Raw genomic sequence first — 18,775 nt, 5'->3', positions numbered from 1 at the left:
GGAGGTCTACTTATGCAACAACATCATGCAGAACGAGTTGAACTATTCGTTTCCAACACCCAGATCATCAAGAAGTCGTTCAAATGGCAACATGCGATGATGCATCGTCTGGCCGCCCTGCTCTATGCAGCAGAGAATAAAACAGCCGATGGAGAAGCCATTCGTGAAAACCATGAGTTGATCAAGCAAAACACCAAACTCTTCTCTGCATTCAGAGGTAATTCTGCCATTAGCATTGCTACGATGCTCTCCCTTACAACGGATGAGAACACGAAACTGGCAGATACACTACATGTCTATGACCTGATGAAAGAAATCAAATTCCGCACTTCGGATTATCTGGTTATTGCCGCCTATCAGATCGCTACTCAGGTATCGCCTGACCAGTTTCAACCTACGGTGGAGCGGGCTAAATCATTTTACGACGCCATGAAAGCAGAGCATCGCTTCCTCACTGGACAGGATGACTACATTTTCGCTGCCATGTTAGCCCTCTCCGATCTCGACGTGGAGTCTGGTGTGGCACGCATGGAACAACTTTATGGCGAATTAAAGCCAGAGTTCTCCTCCAGAAACAGTGTGCAGGCGTTAACACAGGTACTGGTTCTTGGAGATGATACCCCGGATGCAAGTGCTCGTGTGATTGCCTTAAATGAAGCTTTTCGCAAAAGGGATCTCCGAATGGATAAAACGTACACATTACCCTCTCTCGGCATCCTTTCCCTACTGCCTTCGGACAGAGACTCATTAGTTGATGAAGTCGCGGAAACAAATGACTGGTTACGGACTCAAAAAGGCTTCGGTGCTTGGTCGATCGATAAACAGGAGTTGCTCCTGTTCTCATCTGCGTTGATCGCCATTCAACATGTGGAGAATCTGCGAAACGGTGTGCTTACGACAGCGATCTCAACCAGTATCACGAATATTATAATCGCCCAGCAGGCGGCCTTGACCGCAGCGGCCGCAGCATCGGCTGCAGCTGCTTCTTCATCATCGTCAAGCTAAAAGTAACCATGTTAACTTCAATGTTAGCTTCAAAATAATTAGAAAAAAGCCCTCCCGAGTTCAAGTTCACTCGGAAGGGTCTTACAACATTCAAACCTACACCTAAAATAATGTTGATCATTCACTAGGGTACAATTCCTGTATCCCGGAACTCTTCCACGAAACTATCCAGCCAATCCGAACCATAGTCCAGCGCCCCCATATCACTTTCAATAAAAGCAACATCCAGACCCATCACCCAGAATCGGCGAGCGACAATAAAGAGATCAACCGCCTGCTCATCTTCGGCAGAGAAGCTTCTCACCGAACGATACCCTGCCATTAGCGCATCCCATAATGCTACTTTTCGCTCAGCAGACTGCCTTTTTCGAACTTTCACTTGAGCTAAATCATAGGCACGCCAGCCTTTGGCTGCCCACTCGAAGTCGTAATGGATAAACTGATGATCCTGTTGAAACGCATTGTTATTCCCATGCATATCGCCATGGCACAGACCAACGTCCAGACCTTGTCTGGAAGCGGCACCGATTCGTTCTTTTAACGTTGTGGCAAACGTGTGGAGAAATGCTGCTGCTTCGTTGTTCTCACCGATGTAGTTGATAATTCTCTCAAGAGGTTCGTCAATAAGAAATTTCAGATCCAGCTCATATCGTGGCAGCTCCACGTTCACCTGATCCATAGCCTTATGTAATTCAGCAGCAGACTGGCCAAAGGCGTAACAAGACTCATCATCCTCCAGGTTGTTCTCCGTACCCTCGATATACCGAAACATTACAGCCACTCGCTTGCCTTCCGCAGCCTCCAACACCGTATATCCTGTATGATCTTTCTTCTCGATGTATTCTCCAATGTCGGTATGTTCCGCAGAAGTTAGAACGTTCTTCAGTTGAGATAATAAAGATAGCTCATACTGTACATCTGCCTCCGTGATTTCAGTACGATAGATACGGAGAATATACATGCCAGTGGACGTGCGAACCCGGTAGGTATCATTCAATCCTCTAAGCCAAAATAAACATTCTTCCCATGTTCCCATGTCATATTGATTACTCAATGCAGACTCCAGATACCTGGGGTTAAGCACTGAACGTAAAGCAGTCGGTTGAATGGACATATGGTTGCTCCTTCGGTTTAATATGATTATTTCTAATCTGATGAACGATGTAATCCTTTCACCTATCAACCTATAACATAGTATAATTTTAATTTATTTTCCAGAATATATATTTTGATGGGTAAATACTCTTTGGACTCCCATAGTTCCATCGCTCGACAATGCAGCACATTCACGAAAGGCAAAATGTTTGCATCCCCTACATTTCTGTTCATCCAGATGCACTAACGCATAATTGATAGCTTCACCCGTATGTTCAAACATATGCTCAGGACCAATCCGTTCAATCAAGCCTGTTCTCTTCAGCATCTCCAACGGTTGTGCCTGAATGCCTGAAAGTAAAACCCTTCCTCCAGAACTCTCCATATATTTGACAATATGGGCCAGGTTGGATTCACCTGTCGTATCCATAAAGGGCACCTTGCCCATGCGCAATAGCAAAATACCTGGTCGCCGATGAATCGAATCCATGACCGACTTCTCGAACCTATCCGCGGCACCAAAGAATAGTGGCCCTTCAATGGTATACAGGCTTATTTGCGGACAATCATGTCCTTCACGGACCATGTGCGCCATAACTTTCTCATGTTTATGATTGGGATCGGGCAGCACTTTGGCAACCTTCAACATCTCACTCATTCGCTTAACAAATAAAAGAACAGCCAGAATCAACCCTACTTCTACAGCTGTCGTTAAACTAGTAAATACAGTAAGCAAAAAGGTAATAAGCAGAACGAGCGAATCGCTCGTTTTAGTTTTCATGACATGCATGAACGATCTCCGTTCACTCATATTCCAGGCAACCATCATCAGAACTGGAGCCATACTGGCAAGTGGAATATGGGAAGCATAGGATGCGAACAGAACAATGACTAATAGGACTACTACACCATGAATAACCCCAGACAATGGTGATACAGCTCCGGATTTAATATTCGTTGCCGTACGTGCAATCGCTCCTGTTGCAGGAATACCACCAAATAACGGCGTTACCATATTAGCGATCCCCTGCCCAATAAGCTCCCGATTGCTGTTATGGCGACTTCCGGTCATGCCATCGGCCACAACAGCGGATAGCAACGATTCAATTCCCCCCAGCATGGCGATGACAAAAGCGGGTTGCAGCAAGTTTACGATTCGCTCCCACGTCATCTCAGGCACATGAAATTGAGGCAAGGAGCTTGGTATCGCACCAAAGGATGATCCGATCGTAGTCACCTGCCCTTCAAAAAACAACGCTGCGACTACCGTCGATAGAACCAGACCTACCAGTGATGCAGGCACCTTCGGTGCAAATCTCGGCACAAGCAGAATAACAGTCAGACAACAGCCTGCTGTCAGCAAACTATATATATTAATGGTTGAGATATGCGCCCCGATTTCTTTCATATTGGACCAAAAATCTTCATGTTTCACAATCCCGCTTAGTCCCAGAAAATTAGCAATCTGCCCACTGAAAATAATGACGGCAATACCCGCCGTAAATCCAATGGTCACGGGTCGTGGGATAAACTTGATTAACGCCCCAAGCTTAAACAACCCCATTAGTACAAGCATCACTCCGGCCATAATTCCGGCAATCAGCAGATTTTCATATCCATACTGCATCACAATGGCGAAGAGGATCGGAATAAATGCCCCCGTCGGCCCGCCAATCTGAAATTTGGAACCACCAAGCAAGGAAATGAGAATCCCTGCGATCACCGTGGTATACAAGCCATACTCCGGTTTGACCCCGGAAGCGATAGCAAACGCCATACCGAGTGGAATCGCAATAATACCTACAATTAGCCCTGATAACAGATCCTTCCGAAAAGCAGAACCATTGTACCCTGCATATCTCCCCATCCATTTCATCTGACTTAACCTTCTTTTCTTTATATATTTGAATATTTGAATATAATAAAAAGACTACGCCCGTGCGAGCACCCTGTCAATCGAAATGCTCACAACCTGAGACGTGGATTACATGCAAAAAAACAAGAAGTTACCTGAACTTACTTCCGGTTCCTCTTGTTTCGCGTGTTTATGATTCTTTGCGGATATCTTCCAACATGGAAATGGCATCGACCAGATGATTGTCAAAAATCTGCTTGGCAACCTCCAGCAAGTCTTTAATCAAAGGATCACGCAGAGAGTATATGACCGTAGTCCCTTCCTTCAGACCCTGCACAACATTTTTGCTACGTAATACAGCCAGTTGTTGCGAAACAGCGGAGCCTTCAGACCCCAGGATACTTTGTAACTCGTTGACGTTCTTTGCCCCTTCACTCAGCAACTCCAGAATCTGAATCCGCATGGGGTGAGCCAAGGCTTTGAAAAAATCCGCTTTAAACTGTTGTATGCTCTGATTCATACGTTATACCCCTTTATTCAAACTTTTGAATATATAAAGATCATAACATAGATGCGCTCATAAGTTTCATTCTATACCATAAGGATTGGTACCTGCTGCATGCCAGCCTTGACCTTGAAGTATACTTCAACCTTTATACTATACATATCAACCTTCAATGATGAGAGGACGATCCTTAAATGAGCATACAAATTTATAATAAAAGACGCTCTGTAACGAGCTATTTATTAGAAAAATACATCGGAACATTAGATAGCAAGAAAAATCTATCCACACGGGAACATACACAGAAACATCTGGAGCACATGGGCGTTGAGAACATTAAGCCCTATCAATTAGGTAAAGTTAAATTAACTTCGCCTATCAAGGAGCGTTCCTATGAAGACATGCAGGTGTTTACTTTAAATGACCAGAGTTCCCCTGATCAACGGGTTATTCTCTATATTCATGGAGGAGCACATACGCATCAACCGCTGTCCTTCCATTGGAAATTCATGGATCATATGGCTCAGGCGCTGAATGCCAAAGTAATCGCCCCCATCTATCCCAAATTGCCTCACTTCAACTATCAGCATACGTATCCAAAACTTCTAAATCTGTATCGAGATATCATTGCATCCATAAAAAGTCCCTTACAGCTAACCATTATGGGAGATTCAGCAGGAGGAAATATCTCGCTAAGTCTTGCACACTACCTGAAGATGAATTCTCTTCCTCAGCCCAAAGACATTATTCTATTATCACCGTGTGTGGATATGGTTTTGGATAATCCCGTTATCTTCGACTATGAGACCAGAGATCCCATGCTGGCTGTGGAAGGGTATGATGTGATTCGTCGGATTTGGGCAGCCGATAAACAGCTGAATGACCCGCTCATTAGTCCAATCTACGGGGATTTCGAAGGGCTTGGCAAGATTAGCATCTTCATCGGAACCCATGAAGGTTTATTTCCGGACAACATGGAGCTTGATAAAAAGCTGACGGACCAAGGTATTGAGCATCATACTTTCGTATATCCCAAAATGAATCACGTCTTCGTGCTGTATCCGATTCCTGAAGCCAAAGACGCTAAGCACAAAATCATTCATATCATTAAACATGGATCACATGAATCGCATATATAAGACTACAACGGAAAAAAATCCAGAAAATTCTCATTCAGCACTTGTAAATTGTATTATTCCGGGTATAATACTAGGTATATAGAAAAGCGTAGCTGACTGGAGTGAATAACGCCATGGATTCTTTGACAGAAACTTGGGTTAACGATTATTTGGACTTATATAATTTTGCCCGTACTATAGAAGACTCGGAATGGGCTGAAGATATTCTCAGAAAGCTTCGTGATCAGAAGGATGCGTTGCTGGAGGAAGAACGAAAAGCTATACTGCTCCGTGAATTGCTTATAAGTTATGACCGAATCAACAAGCAACTGGTGGATATTTTTAGCAAGCTAAGAGTCGCTTCAGAAGGATACCAGACTGAATCCTTGCAGGAGCAATGGTTCAAATTAAAGCTGATGCGGATCGATGTATCGCGGAAGATTCTTCAATATCAATAATAAATAAGAAAAAAAGCCGGTCTGCAGTTCGTCTGCTCAACCCGCCCTATTGAAAGGCTTACTATTTTGGACTGCATACAGTGAACTGTTCTGCAGAGTTGTAAAGCCCGCCAGCTTTACAATTCAAACTTGGTACTCAATGAATTACATGGATGCTTTCTTCATGTTGCTCATCATGCCCATCATCGTGGTCATCATTTCGTCGCACTCTTGCATGCAGGACATCATTTTATTCATATCCATGCCTTCCATCATGCTTTTGTCTTCCATACATTCCATCATCATCTTCATGGATTTCATTTTACACATCATTTCTTCCATGCACATATTCATCATCATGTTCATCATCATCATATTTTCCATCATCCATACCTCCTATTAAAATATAGTAGACTTCCTTTTTTTAGAATAAACGATAGCCTACGTAAAAGCAACCTTTTTCCTCTTGCATTTCCATAAAATTTCTTGTATAATACGCATTTAACTTATCAATCCAGTAGGGAATACAGGCTTTAATAGACACTGAATACAACTAAAGCTCAAGCATTGGCTGATCGCCGCAGGCTTGAGCTTTTTCGTTATAAAATAGAACCCATATCCGTTCCTACACTGATTTAATTGCGCCAATCTTGGTGATCACCGTGTCATACGGATCTAATTCCACGGTTTGTTTTCCATGCTCCGTATCAATCGTCGTGGATTGAACCTGATCGCTATTATTGATCACAACCAATATGTTGCTCTCAGGGTAGTAGGCACACTCGGTATACAGGTTATCCGGAATATACTTTGCCTCACCCACCTCATTCCCGGCAAAACGAATCAGATTCTGCAGCAATCTCGTGTTTTCCCAATTGAATTCGAACGAAGATAAGTAGATTCCTTGCCCTTTCTCGAAAGCATGCGTGGACAACGTAATGTTGCCATCTGTCTCGTGCAATACCTTGGCTGTCCCATCCGTAAGATATATGCTACCTTTACCTTTTGACGCGATATTAGCACCTTCCGGCACCAGGCCGTGCGCATCGTGAGCCTCATACGACCATTTTCCATGAACGACTCTTGCACCTGTATCCTCATCTACCCCAAGCACATGCGCCATTCTGAAAAAGCTGTCGTACCCGTGGGCCGCTGAAGGCTGGTTGATACCCATAAAGGTACCGCCTTCGTACACCCACTGGGTCAGGATGTCTACACCTCGGTGGTCGTTCCAGTGCTCTCCACCACTCCAGGCAGAACCAGCAGAACCCGCATTAATGACAACATCCACATCCTTCAATACACCCCGACGAATATCATCAAAATCAATGAATTTGACCTCGATCGGTAAACCGGATAACGCCTCATTCACATGAATCAGATCATACATATGCGTTTCATGAAAATGACCGGACAAGGTCCACGATCTTAACTTGCCCCAGCTATGCAGCACGGCTACCTTTGTTTTGATCTGATACGGTTTTCCTTCTTGGTGCAGCTCTTTCATTTCCCTGAATTCATGGGCAATCTTCTCGATATAATCCACAAAGTCCGGGTAAGGCTCAACTAGATGCAAGTATCCACCTAGTCCAATCCGGTCAATCGACTCCCTAAGCAATGCACGCCGAATATTAATCCAATATTTCTTCGCATCCAGGGTAGGATCTCCGCCCTCCTTGAAGGTAGGAAGCCCGCCTAACCCAACTGGGAACAAATATGGATGCAAGCGAATCTCATGGGTATCGACCTTAACGCCTGAGCACATTCTTGCCTCATAACCGGAGAACACACATTTGATCATGCCGTCGAATCCAAATTCCTCAAAGCGATCATTGTACGGCTCCATGCCTACCCAGCTGTCATCATAGAAGACATACGCCAGCTTGTCATGTTTATGCACAATATCAATCAACTTTTTACCGAATTCAATCACAAAATCATTGATAAATGCCATCCAGTCCAGTTTGCGCTGATCCGCAGGCATATGAGTGACCTGATATTTACCGCCATTCACAAAGTCCTCAGCCGAGAGTGAATACCCATATTTTTGAGCAAACAGATCCAGCGCTCTCGAACTTACCGTGAAATCGTATGAACCCCAATCCGAGAACAGATGGCGATTCCGCTCATCACTGCCCCAGATCCAGGCGAAATTATAAAATAGGGATGTAAAACGTACAACCGTTGTTTCCGGATGGTTTTGACACCACGTTTCCATCCAATCCACCAGATACGTTTGCGTTTCCGTATAGATCGGATCAATTTGCATCAGATGCTCTTTGTCCCAGTTATTGGTCGTATGATTGTACATGGAGATCTCTTCCCATATTCGATAGACCATGAAACTCACCGTGTATTTATGCCAAGGAGCAACGCCGGTAATCACAACATTGCCAGATTCCCTTTCATAATTCCACTGTCCTCTAGGAACTTCTTCCCCAGTCGTTCGATCATAAACTTGCCAATATTTAAACGCTTCTTTGGAATCATTCACCCTGAATTGTTCAGCAAAGAAGTCCTCCATCAGATAGATGGATATATAATCTTGTACAGCAACCTTCGGATTCGTTATTAGAAAACATTGTTGCAGCTTATCCAGATTACGGGATGCCCACTCATTATGATCCCGAATAATGCAAATGGTTGAATAGATGCCATATCCGGCATTAATAATTTCATCGGACAGTTTTGTACCGTCACTGTCACGGATTACATCGGCACCCCAGCGATCGGCAAGTTCCAGCGTCAGTGCCTCATAACCAGATTCTCCCGGTAGTGTAAAAGAGCCTTTGGTTGGTTTGGACATTTTGGTTCCCTCCCTATCTCAACATATCGGACAGAAAAGCGAGTGCCAGGCCCTGACCCCAGCCCTGAATCCAGTCTTTTGGAATATTGCGATAACCATCCCGATCCTTCATGACCGCCGTACCGCCAGATACACCAAGCACACGCCCATCTTCGCTAATGTTGCTCAGGATGCCTTCGAGTGCCTTTTGCACATATTTGGTATGCAGTGGATTGCCATTATTGATCATGGCTGCTGCAATACCAGCGGAAGCTGACACCTCTTCATACGATTCTTCGTCATTCAAAACCGTACGCCACAAGCCGTTCTCGGTCTGCACCAGCTTGAGAGCCGCCAATTGATCGCGAAGAGCACATTCTACATCCATACACTGCGGATACAAATACCAGTCGTTCAATTGCGGTTTCACTTGAGACATCGTATAGGCTCCCCAAGCATTTGCTCTTCCCCAGTAAAAGCCGGACATGTGATCCTTGTTGATATTGTTATAACCGTGATACCACAGACTGCTGGTCGGATCTTGAAGGTATTTGATATGCCAGTAATACTGATTCAGCGCATCCTGAATCATGGCCTCATCTTTTAATTTGCTACCTACGCGGAGCAGGAAAAATGCCGCCATAAACAAGGTGTCCGCCCAAGCCTGTTCCGGAAAATCATTGGAAACGGATACCGTATGCTGAAGCACATTGTCTCCAAAGCGAAGCGCATGGTTCTGGAGATAATCGACTTTGCTGAGGACAATATCCCAATACTTCTGATCACCGGTTTCTTCATATAAAGTGATGAGCACATGACCCATGGCACAAGTATTTACCGTCCAGCTCGGTAGACCCAGCTCGATATATTCGTCCGCCCATTTCACCAGCCTGTCCAGAATCTCTTGGTTGCCTGTCGTTTGATAGGCTCTGGATACGCCATAATAAGCCACACCGCCGGGCCAATCCCATGTCAGATCCATATCCAGTGTTTTCTTGGTAACGCTCTCGATTACGTTTAGAATCTGTTCTCTGTCATATTTCACTTGAAGCATTGTTATTCCCCTCTCCCTGCGCACACGCCCCCAAGTGCGCCCTGAGAGGTGTCCGTCCATTTTTGTAAACGCTTTACTTATTCCATTGTACGCAGTAAAATAGTCTCAATCTAAGCATTTTCGCAACAAAACTGTGCAATTTCAATCATTTATACATAGGAGTCCTCGAAAATGCCCAAACCGAAGAAACCTGTCATTGAATATCGTCACTACAGTCTGCCCATTGATTTTCCTGTCCTGTTACTCAGTGGAGACCGCTGGAGAATATCCGATATCAAGAGTGAGCATCTTCATTTCCATAACCACATGGAGATTGGCATCTGTTATTCGGATGGAGGCATCATGGAGATTAAGGGGGAATCTGTACCTTTTCGGGCAGGCGACATCACGTTCATTCCTCGCTATCTTCCGCATACCACATACAGCTCGCCTAATAACGCCAGCCTGTGGGCTTATATCTTTTTTTCACCGGAAGAGCTCTTCCGTCATTCGCTCAATACCGCTCAAACTCACATTGAACCGAATTTATGGGCCATTCAGGGAACCAATTGCATTCTGAATAAGGAACAGCATCCCAAAATTCATATGCTCGCAACATCAATCGTAGAAGAAATGAAACAGCAGTCCCCCTACTATCGGGAGAGCGCGTACGGCTTGTTGATGTCTCTATATATCGAACTGCTTCGAGTTCATGCGAGTAACGAGAGCTGGTCAGCGCAGGATCAGGAAAGGGACCTTCAAGGTGACTTGGTCATCTCACCCGTGCTGGAGTTTATCACCAAAAATTATATGATGCCCGTGACCATCGATTACCTCGCTGATCTGTGTCATCTGAGTACAACGCATTTTCGCCGCAAGTTCCATGAAATTATGGGAACCACACCGCTCGATTTTCTGAATAGTACACGGGTCGAAGAGGCATGCAAGCGGTTGAAAAGCACGGAGGCGTCCATTCTGTCTATCTCTGAGCAGGTCGGTTTCCGATCCATCTCCAGCTTTAACCGCTGCTTCGCCAAACTGATGGGAGAATCGCCCAAAGCCTGGCGCAAAGGGGCTCATACAGAAGCACAGTCTGCAAAAGCGTCGATATTGGAATTTACGGGGTGGGTATGAGTTTATGTCCAAAGCTATAACCCTACTCATAAAAAAAGGTGCAAAAAAGCCCGAAAGTCGTGATGACTTTCGGGCTTTTCCAGATCAAATCAATAACTTCATGTTTACAGCAAATCCAGTTCCACAAGCAATCTGCGGACAAGCGTCGCCATTTCGGCACGCGTTACCGGAGCTTTTGGCTCAAGTGTCGTTGCCGATTTGCCTTGAATCAGACCCAGTTTCACCGCTTGCGCGGCACTGTCTTTGGCCCAATCAGACAACGTTGATGTATCGGTATAACCTTCAAGGCTATTAGCTGCACTACTCACAGCTGGTGCAGTATGTCCTGCCATCTCGTATGCACGGATCAGCATGACCATCACTTGCTCACGTGTCATGGCATCCTGTGGACCGAAACGATTACCGCTGTAGCCCGTCATGAGGCCATAGGCAGTTGCCGTTTGCACCACATCGTTGTACCAATCTGCTGCCTTAACATCTGCGAATGGTGAACTTGCGCCTGTGTCTGGTTTCAGGCCAAAGGCCCTCACCATCAGTGCAGCAAGCTCTGCCCGAGTCATGCTACGCGAAGGCTCATAGCGGGTAGATGACACGCCATTCACAACCAGACGTGATGCCAGATCGTGAACCGCTTCGCTTGCCCAGTGACTCTTCATGTCGCTAAACGAAGCGTCATATCGGATCGGCAAGTACACGCTGTTGGTCATACTGCTTGCGATGGCAACCATCCGACCTTCCCGCACTTCGAATCGGGTAGGCACATGCCGCAAGCTGCCGTCAGCTTCAAGAACGACCACGGTCGATACGGAGCGCTCGTCCTCTCCGACCGGCAGATAAAGTTCTTTGGTTGTCATTTTCAAAAGCTTATCGATCTCGATTGACTTGCTACCGTCGCTTGCCGTTATGTTGAAGGCAACCGGGGTTCCTCTTGGAATCGTGCGACCTTCGCTGGCAAGCTTCGCAGCAAGCCGTTCGTATGCCTGATCCGGTTTACCTACATTTAAGCTTACTTTGATATCCTCGGCCTTTTGCGCCGGGAAAGCTGCTTCGAGTGCGTTCAGATCGATAGCATTCCAATCCAAACGGTAGCTACCCCAATCGCTTTCCAGATCCATAGAAATATCTTTGGCAGCGAGTTGTTTAATCAGATCCGCATCCAGCTCAAAGCGTAGTTGCTCCAGTTGGCCTGCAACGTGCAAACGAATTCGCTGTCCTTGCTCGGCTGCATCAAGCAGCGCTTCTCGCACAGGATGAGCAACCACGGTCGGACCACTTACGCCTGGCATAACATCGACCAGCAACAATCCATCCTTCTGCACTGCATCCAGTTCCAGAGGTATCTTCATGTCTTTACCTCCAACGGCACTATCGATGGCTACGCCACCCACCGTCAACGGACCAACAGGTACATTCGATGCGGGTGGTTTGCTGCCGCCCGAACTTGGCACGCTTGGCTCCGCGCTTGAAGAGATCCGCTCATTCACCTTTACCGCAGCAGATGATGCTGTCGTGAGTTTTGGCTCACTCGTTGTTCGTTTGGCGATAACAACCCACTCGCCTGGTTTTGCTTTGATGACTTTATCGGAAGGCAGCGTATTCCATCCGCTGATATCCTGTTCAAACGTTGGCAGCATCACTTGCGATTGGTCCGTGAAGATACGGTATGCCAGTTCACTGCCAACCATGTTGCCTTTGTGTCCGGCAGCGCTGATCGAGACACGTGTCTCTCCCTTTTTGCCCGTTCCGATCGTGGATGCTTTAATCGTATCCATGTAATCCGGTGGTGCAGCTCCCGTCTTCGGTGCAACAACGGATACAATATCCGTTGTGCTAAGCTCGGTACCTTGCCATGTATAATCAGCCTGGATTAGAGCAGCTCCAACACGTTTTCCGTCAAGAAGACCATCATCTTGAACGGCTGCATTCGCTTCACCCATAACCACACTGTAGGTGATGCTATCGTTATCTGCGAGTTCACGAGTCCCATCCGTATACTCCACATAAGTCTGAACCGCAGCTTGTTCTCCACCGGCAACAAGTTCATCCGGCATAACCAGTTTCAGTCTGCGCGGCAGCTTGAAGTCGCCGTTCAGCACCTCGACAACGGCAGAGTTCACATTGCCTGCCGCGTCCTCGGTTTTAATTCGGAGACGGGTCTTCATGCGGTTCACATCAATCGGCACCTCATGTTTAAAGACTCCGTTCTCGTCCGGTTTGAACTGTGCCAATTCTTGATCACTATCGGCATCCGTAACTGTCACTTGGGCGTCGGTCATCGTTGTACCCTGTACGAGGGCAACGCCTCCCTGTACCCGTTCGCCTTGTAAAGGTGAATCCAGATAGATCATCGGAGCCGTCGTATCAATCGTGACATACAGCATCGTGACTGACGTATCCCCTGTGTTAGTATTTCGAGCTTTGAGCTGGACTGCATATACACCATCCACCTCAAAGTTGAACTTCAGCTTGTCTATTGTTGCAAGGTTAGTGGTGCCGAGGGAACCATCGTCCGTCGAAGCCTCTACAACAACGTTCGACTGATTCGAAGCCACGTTCACGGTCACCTGCTTCGAACTTGTAACCACCTCGTATTTGTTGTTGACCACTTGTTTGTTATCGAGCGAAAGCACTGGCCCTGTAGGGGCAGGAAGCAGCTTCGACCCGCTATACGTCGTTGTGGATAAACGAAGATTCGCTTGCTCGTCGGAAGCCGGTTTGCGTGCAACCGTAACGCCCATACGATACGATTTGCCCGGCTCCAGTCCGGAATGGCGTACCTCTTTATCCTCCATGGCAATGGTGCCGTCTGCATTGCGCTGCACTTTGCCGTCAGCACCCAGCTTAGGCGTTCCTAGTGCATTCCATCCGCCCACAGTCACATGATACTTGCCATCCTTGAGCGTAGCTTTCAAGTCGGATTCACTGTATCCTTCTTCGCCGAACGGATCATACAGATGTCCTTGCTCGTCCGATGCGGTCAGAATATAAGTGAACTCCTCCGCTTCTTCTTCTACTGTTTTCGTGATCGCCGGGAATGCGACCTCGAACTGCCCGTTACCAATGCTTCTCGTTTCCACTTCTGGCACGGCGTTCGGAGCAAACGGATCTACGAGCGTATACCCTTCTTGTGAAGATAAGACAGAGAATGCCATGTCCGTTTTCAGTTCCGTACGCAGATAATATGTCCCTTGTTGCAGCAAACCACGAAGGTCTGCTCCGCCGAGGTACGCAATCTGCTTCACGTCAAAGGTCATCTCGCCGGATGCACGACCGTCAGCACCAATATCGGCACTTTCAATCTCGATGCCTTTGGCAATCATGATCCCTGGATCAACGGATTCATCCGGTGTAGGTGTTGCCTGTAAACGGTCCGAAGACAGATACAGATCTACCGTATCTCCAGGCGAAGCGTTGTCCACGGTCCAAGTTGCTGTGAATTGGTCCGCATCCTGAGTATCTACTGCAAGTTCCGTCGAAGACAGTTCCGGAAGTACCGGAATGTTCATCAGCTTGGACTTGACCGATTGACTGGACGTCAGTGTCCAGCTTCCCGTTTTCGCGTCTTCCTGTGGAATGGCTACATAGATCCGACGGATATCAGTGCCCTGAAGCTCTTCTTTTTTGGTCACTGTTGTACCGTCACTCTTCAGATCGCCCTCTTTAGGTGCTTTGATAATCTGTTCAAACGCGGTTGCGTTCCGATCGGTTGCTTCTCCGTACACGATATCGTACGTGCTTCCGTCGTCACGCTTCAGAGTCAGGGTAGGTCTGGTTGTTGTAAAATACTCTAATTCAAGGAGCGCATCCCCTGTCACTCCGCTCATCGGGATCACATGTGTTTTCCCTCCATTGGACGTACGAATGCCGCCAATGCCGAGATTTTGCGAGCTGTCCTCGATCATATCAATGCCGTCCCCAACGGCAGTATACCGAATCTCGTAACGCTCAGGCTCCTCATTCTCCCATGAGGTCGCAAGCGTCTCGATTCCCGTTCCGATCTGTAACAGGCGCGGACCCTGCTCTGGATCATTAATCGACAGGTGTGCAAGTGCCTCGTTATCCAATGCCGATCCATCGGTCATAAACGAGATGCCGCCGCCCCAGTAATATTTGATGCCCAAGGTGAGGAATAACAAGGAAATCCCTGCCCACAGTTCATCGTTATTCACGCCTGCACGGGTTCCAAATCCTAAACCGCCGACAACCGGCACTGAACTTGGTATCTGTATTTTGGAGCTGACCATGCCTTCAAAATCAACTCGTCCCTTCTCCAGGTTCTCGCCGATAAACAGGCTGGCACTGCCCACGATGATATCCCATCCACCGACATCAATCTGTGCCCTGGCTCGGATAAACATCGGGCTGGCCCATTGGGTCTGGACAAGTGCTTCCGTCAGCATCGGGATGACTTTGCTGCCTTCACCGAAGCCCAGTTTGCCCACCACTTTGAAGCCGGTAGCTTTCAGTGTAAGGTCTACACTGCCTGAGAATACAGCTGGCTTCTGTCCCAGCTCCATGTCGATGCCTGCCTCCAGCGTCAGCGGCAAGCGCTCGGTACCACCGGCAATCGTCATCGCAAGTTCACGGATGGCGCCGCGAATACTTGAGATTTTGGTAGCCGGATTGATCATGATGCCCGGATCAGGAAGGTCCGATCCAAAAGCAATGACGTCCGGAATAATCCGTCCGTCGGGAACCCGTTTAAAGGCAAGCTCCGCACTAATGGAGAACAAGTTCTCCAGTTTGGCCTCGAAGTTAACGCCGTACGAATTCATGACGCCGTATTTGTTCGGGTCTTTATAGTGTGTAACATTGATACCGCCTTTTACGCTATCCTCGGAGTCCGGTTTGAACAAACCGATTCTATTATCCAATTCAAACGCCAGTGAGGAATCGATGCCCACGAATCCCGATTGGTTGAACATCACATTGCTTACTTCTCCATTTACAATAAACATCTTCATTGCACCACCGAAGGACACACCATCCTGCCGCAGTACGAAGTCATTGAGTTTCAACCCAAAGCCGTTCAGCGAGAAGGTAGGTGTTGAAAACAACGTATGTTTATTAAAGTACACATAGGAGACAAGCAGATTTCGGTAAGGATTGAGCGCATCGCCCAGCATACCGTTAGCCCAAGTCAGAGTTCCATTCAGGGTAGGGTCTGCCGGATTACGTCCTTCCTCCCATGCCTGCTCTTCATCCGTAAGCTTCGATTCCGTTCCGAGTGACTTATCGAATCCGTTGTAGAAATCAACGGTCCATTCGCCGGAATGGAATACGAAACCGCTATTCGCCACACTTAGGGTACCGTCGCCACCCACAAAGAGAGTCTGCAAGAACGGCGTATCCGTATTTGCTCTTATATCTTTGGCCAGCGGGAAATTCCCTGTTGAAATGGTGAGGTCTTTCCCGCTGTAAGCTACACTCTTGTTAAGAATCGCAGGTTCAGTATCCGATTGAACCGTATATTGGGCGTTTGCACCCGTACCGGATTGCACGATCTTACCGCGCACTTCCAGAACAACCTCCTGCTCGGTAGCATCATCAAGTCCTTTTTTAAACGTTTCGAAGGCTGCTTCATTTTCGAACGTTTGGACCGCATATACCGGCGAAGCCGATGCATCGATGGCTCCAGCTACATCGAGAGCAGGGTCCAGCTTGCGTGAAGCTGCTACCATTTCCTGCTTGGCAGCAGTCAGTCTCGCCCGATCCTGATCCAGCTTTGTTTTGAACTGCGCGTCCGTCAGGTTACCGTACGTCCACGGCAGCACGCTCGCAAACGTCGCTTTCTCACCAGCACCCGCGTTTAGGTCCAATTTAGTTTTATACACAGCGAGAATTCCGGCTTTGCGAACCCGGTTCTCTTCGTTCTCGGTTATGGCAAAAGTCTGGTCGGTCTTGAAGCTCAGCGCTTCGGCCAGCTCGGGAATTGACTTGTCCCGATAGTCCACTTGCACGGCATATTCTCCAAGCGGCAAGAACGCATCGTTCAGCACTTCAAGCGTTGTGCCGTCCGCCTTCACCTTTTCCCCGCCACGATATACCAGCTTCAAATCTCCCGCGAACCCGTTTCCTAGCGGCTGAGATGTTACGGAACGGGTCACCGGCACTTTGTAACGATCCCCTTTCTTCACGTTCACCAGATACATGTCAAAGTTGGCTGCGGTAGACGTTGCTTCATTGCCGACGTTGTAGGCAGCGATATTGGACACGTTCAGCGTGATGTACTTCTCGTCCTTACTGTACGCTTCCTCCGGTGACATGGCGTAGACTAATGTCTCTCTTAATTCGCCAACAGGTGGCAGGAAAATAAAACCCGCTCTTGACGATTCATAGATCGCGCGAATTTCCGATTCCGGAAGCCCTTCGCTTTCTTGAGCAGCCGTCTCCAGCTTTTTCTCTGTCTCCGGGCTGCTCACCGTCACCATATACTGGCGCGTTGAAGGCCAGGCTTTACCTGTACCCTTCACTCGCCATTTGGCTGCGATGACCTCGCCCGGTTTATATGGAATGAATTCGATGCCCTGTGCAGCTTGTTCCGGCGGAACATCCTTGCGGAAGGTAAGCTTCTGGCTTGTTGCATTGAGTTCCTTCCCATTCTCATCCACAAAGCTCAGACCGTTCTCCAGTGTGAGAGTCACATCGATTTGGCTATGGTTGGTGTTGAACATCTCTAGGTTCTCAATCTCCGTGTTCACTTCGAACACGCCGTCATTCACGTAACCCGTCTCTTCCTCATTGGTCTCCAGTTTCTGGGTTGGATCTAGGAAACGAACATCGAATACCTTCTCCGGGGATACAATCTCGCCCAAGCCGTACACCAGTTCATACGAGTGTTGGCCGCCAGCTTGAACCGAATCAGGCTCCCAATAGAAAGCCACGGCCGTATCGGCTGTACCGTAGTCATTTGTATCCTGTGTAAAATCAAGGTTCTCGTCCGGTTCATATTCCCATTTCGTTCCGGCGAGATTGGCCCAATGGCCTACCACCATTTCATCAACAATGTTAATACCACCCTCAAACAGGTTGTTGAATCCATAGGCAATGACATTCGTCGCCAGCGGGTTGCTCAGATCAAGCTTGTCCCGCATCACCCAGTAAGGTGGCAGCTTATGCAGATTGTACGCCTGCTCGTCCACGTTTTTGTCATAACCGAGCTTCTCTGGTTCGTGAACCAGTTTGCGCTCCACCGTAAGGGGAACGGAATAATTCTGCCCGATCTGGAAGGCCGGGCCATCATTGCCACCGACCGACGTGTCCAGCAACACACGTGACCCGATCTCTACCTTGGCATTTGTCGTATTATCCACTACATATTGAACACGCGCATTACCGCCCTGATCCTTGTCTTCCTTCAAAAGCAAAGTGATCACTTGGCTAATACGAATGCCCTGAACGGTCCATACGGTCACGAGACTCTGGGTACCGTCATTTCCCGTAACGACCTTTGGTGGTGTAACCTCCGAGGTCCAGTTCGGTGCCATTTTATACGGATTACCAAAGATCAGATCCGTTCCGTTGATGCGGAATGTCGTGAACGATGTCTCCGGGTTATCTCCACCAAAGATCATATCCACGCCGTTATCCTTTTTGCGGATTGGCTGGCCGTCTTCTGTACGAATGCTGAAGCGCCCACTTGCATTGTCCACTGTTACCTTGATAAACCCGTTCTTAATGGATGTCGTTCCCGCTGAGGAAACGGCCGCTGCCGCGATGTGAAGCGGCAAGACGCTGATCAGCATGACCATGGCCATCAACGTTGCGATTATCCGAATAATTTTGTTCCGTCGCATGGGTGAACCCCT

At 47.6% G+C, this 18,775-nt stretch carries 11 protein-coding genes; 4 read left to right on the top strand and 7 right to left on the bottom strand.

From position 1 onward, the window contains the following. The first annotated feature begins 12 nt into the window (after positions 1-12). Entirely contained in the window at positions 13-1,005 is a 993-nt protein-coding gene (locus tag MKX75_RS03980) for a DUF4003 family protein (protein WP_145152695.1), read from the top strand. Positions 1,006-1,129: 124 nt separating this feature from the next. On the opposite strand, the gene MKX75_RS03975 is transcribed toward MKX75_RS03980, so the two are convergent. The 3 genes from MKX75_RS03975 to MKX75_RS03965 form a co-directional block, all read right to left on the bottom strand. Then, positions 1,130-2,119: a phosphotransferase gene (locus MKX75_RS03975; protein WP_339168505.1), complete on the bottom strand. Its 990-nt coding sequence runs from the start codon at positions 2,117-2,119 to the stop codon at positions 1,130-1,132. Positions 2,120-2,212: 93 nt separating this feature from the next. Then, positions 2,213-3,976 carry a sulfate permease gene (gene sulP, locus MKX75_RS03970; protein WP_339168503.1) on the bottom strand — a complete coding sequence of 588 codons (1,764 nt, stop codon included), beginning with the start codon at positions 3,974-3,976 and terminating at the stop codon, positions 2,213-2,215. A gap of 169 nt (positions 3,977-4,145) precedes the next feature. Beyond that, positions 4,146-4,475, bottom strand: a complete 330-nt coding sequence (locus MKX75_RS03965; RefSeq protein ID WP_339168501.1) for a metalloregulator ArsR/SmtB family transcription factor — start codon at positions 4,473-4,475, stop codon at positions 4,146-4,148. Between the two features lie 179 nt (positions 4,476-4,654). Between MKX75_RS03965 and MKX75_RS03960 the strand changes: the two genes are divergently transcribed. Both MKX75_RS03960 and MKX75_RS03955 read left to right on the top strand, forming a co-directional pair. Then, positions 4,655-5,599, top strand: coding sequence for an alpha/beta hydrolase (locus MKX75_RS03960; RefSeq protein WP_339168499.1), 945 nt, complete (start codon positions 4,655-4,657; stop codon positions 5,597-5,599). Positions 5,600-5,712: 113 nt separating this feature from the next. After that, positions 5,713-6,036, top strand: coding sequence for a hypothetical protein (locus MKX75_RS03955; RefSeq protein WP_339168498.1), 324 nt, complete (start codon positions 5,713-5,715; stop codon positions 6,034-6,036). Positions 6,037-6,180: 144 nt separating this feature from the next. Here MKX75_RS03955 and MKX75_RS03950 read toward each other — a convergent pair whose 3' ends face one another. From MKX75_RS03950 to MKX75_RS03940, 3 genes are all read right to left on the bottom strand, one after another. Then, entirely contained in the window at positions 6,181-6,402 is a 222-nt protein-coding gene (locus MKX75_RS03950) for a hypothetical protein (RefSeq protein ID WP_249913525.1), read from the bottom strand. A 238-nt stretch (positions 6,403-6,640) separates the two neighbouring features. Continuing rightward, a complete protein-coding gene (gene gnpA, locus MKX75_RS03945; protein ID WP_339168496.1) occupies positions 6,641-8,821 on the bottom strand; it encodes a 1,3-beta-galactosyl-N-acetylhexosamine phosphorylase in 2,181 nt (726 codons plus the stop codon). Between the two features lie 13 nt (positions 8,822-8,834). Beyond that, positions 8,835-9,854 carry a glycoside hydrolase family 88 protein gene (locus MKX75_RS03940; RefSeq protein WP_076333396.1) on the bottom strand — a complete coding sequence of 340 codons (1,020 nt, stop codon included), beginning with the start codon at positions 9,852-9,854 and terminating at the stop codon, positions 8,835-8,837. Positions 9,855-10,025: 171 nt separating this feature from the next. On the opposite strand from MKX75_RS03940, the gene MKX75_RS03935 reads away from it, so the two are divergent. Next, entirely contained in the window at positions 10,026-10,967 is a 942-nt protein-coding gene (locus tag MKX75_RS03935) for an AraC family transcriptional regulator (RefSeq protein WP_076333397.1), read from the top strand. 104 nt (positions 10,968-11,071) lie between these two features. On the opposite strand, the gene MKX75_RS03930 is transcribed toward MKX75_RS03935, so the two are convergent. Beyond that, positions 11,072-18,763, bottom strand: coding sequence for an S-layer homology domain-containing protein (locus MKX75_RS03930; RefSeq protein ID WP_339168495.1), 7,692 nt, complete (start codon positions 18,761-18,763; stop codon positions 11,072-11,074). Positions 18,764-18,775 lie beyond the last annotated feature (12 nt).

Source organism: Paenibacillus sp. FSL R5-0341 (assembly GCF_037975235.1).
GTDB classification, from domain to species: Bacteria; Bacillota; Bacilli; order Paenibacillales; family Paenibacillaceae; genus Paenibacillus; species Paenibacillus amylolyticus_A.
Note: the sequence above shows the minus strand (reverse complement) of the source record. Positions and strands in the feature narration are given on the sequence as shown.

Coding starts and splice junctions, on each gene's coding strand:
- gnpA (WP_339168496.1), bottom strand. CDS start 8,821: ATGTCCAAACCAACCAAAGGCTCTTTTACACTACCGGGAGAATCTGGT.
- MKX75_RS03940 (WP_076333396.1), bottom strand. CDS start 9,854: ATGCTTCAAGTGAAATATGACAGAGAACAGATTCTAAACGTAATCGAG.
- MKX75_RS03935 (WP_076333397.1), top strand. CDS start 10,026: ATGCCCAAACCGAAGAAACCTGTCATTGAATATCGTCACTACAGTCTG.
- sulP (WP_339168503.1), bottom strand. CDS start 3,976: ATGAAATGGATGGGGAGATATGCAGGGTACAATGGTTCTGCTTTTCGG.
- MKX75_RS03950 (WP_249913525.1), bottom strand. CDS start 6,402: ATGATGGAAAATATGATGATGATGAACATGATGATGAATATGTGCATG.
- MKX75_RS03975 (WP_339168505.1), bottom strand. CDS start 2,119: ATGTCCATTCAACCGACTGCTTTACGTTCAGTGCTTAACCCCAGGTAT.
- MKX75_RS03980 (WP_145152695.1), top strand. CDS start 13: ATGCAACAACATCATGCAGAACGAGTTGAACTATTCGTTTCCAACACC.
- MKX75_RS03955 (WP_339168498.1), top strand. CDS start 5,713: ATGGATTCTTTGACAGAAACTTGGGTTAACGATTATTTGGACTTATAT.
- MKX75_RS03960 (WP_339168499.1), top strand. CDS start 4,655: ATGAGCATACAAATTTATAATAAAAGACGCTCTGTAACGAGCTATTTA.
- MKX75_RS03930 (WP_339168495.1), bottom strand. CDS start 18,763: ATGCGACGGAACAAAATTATTCGGATAATCGCAACGTTGATGGCCATG.
- MKX75_RS03965 (WP_339168501.1), bottom strand. CDS start 4,475: ATGAATCAGAGCATACAACAGTTTAAAGCGGATTTTTTCAAAGCCTTG.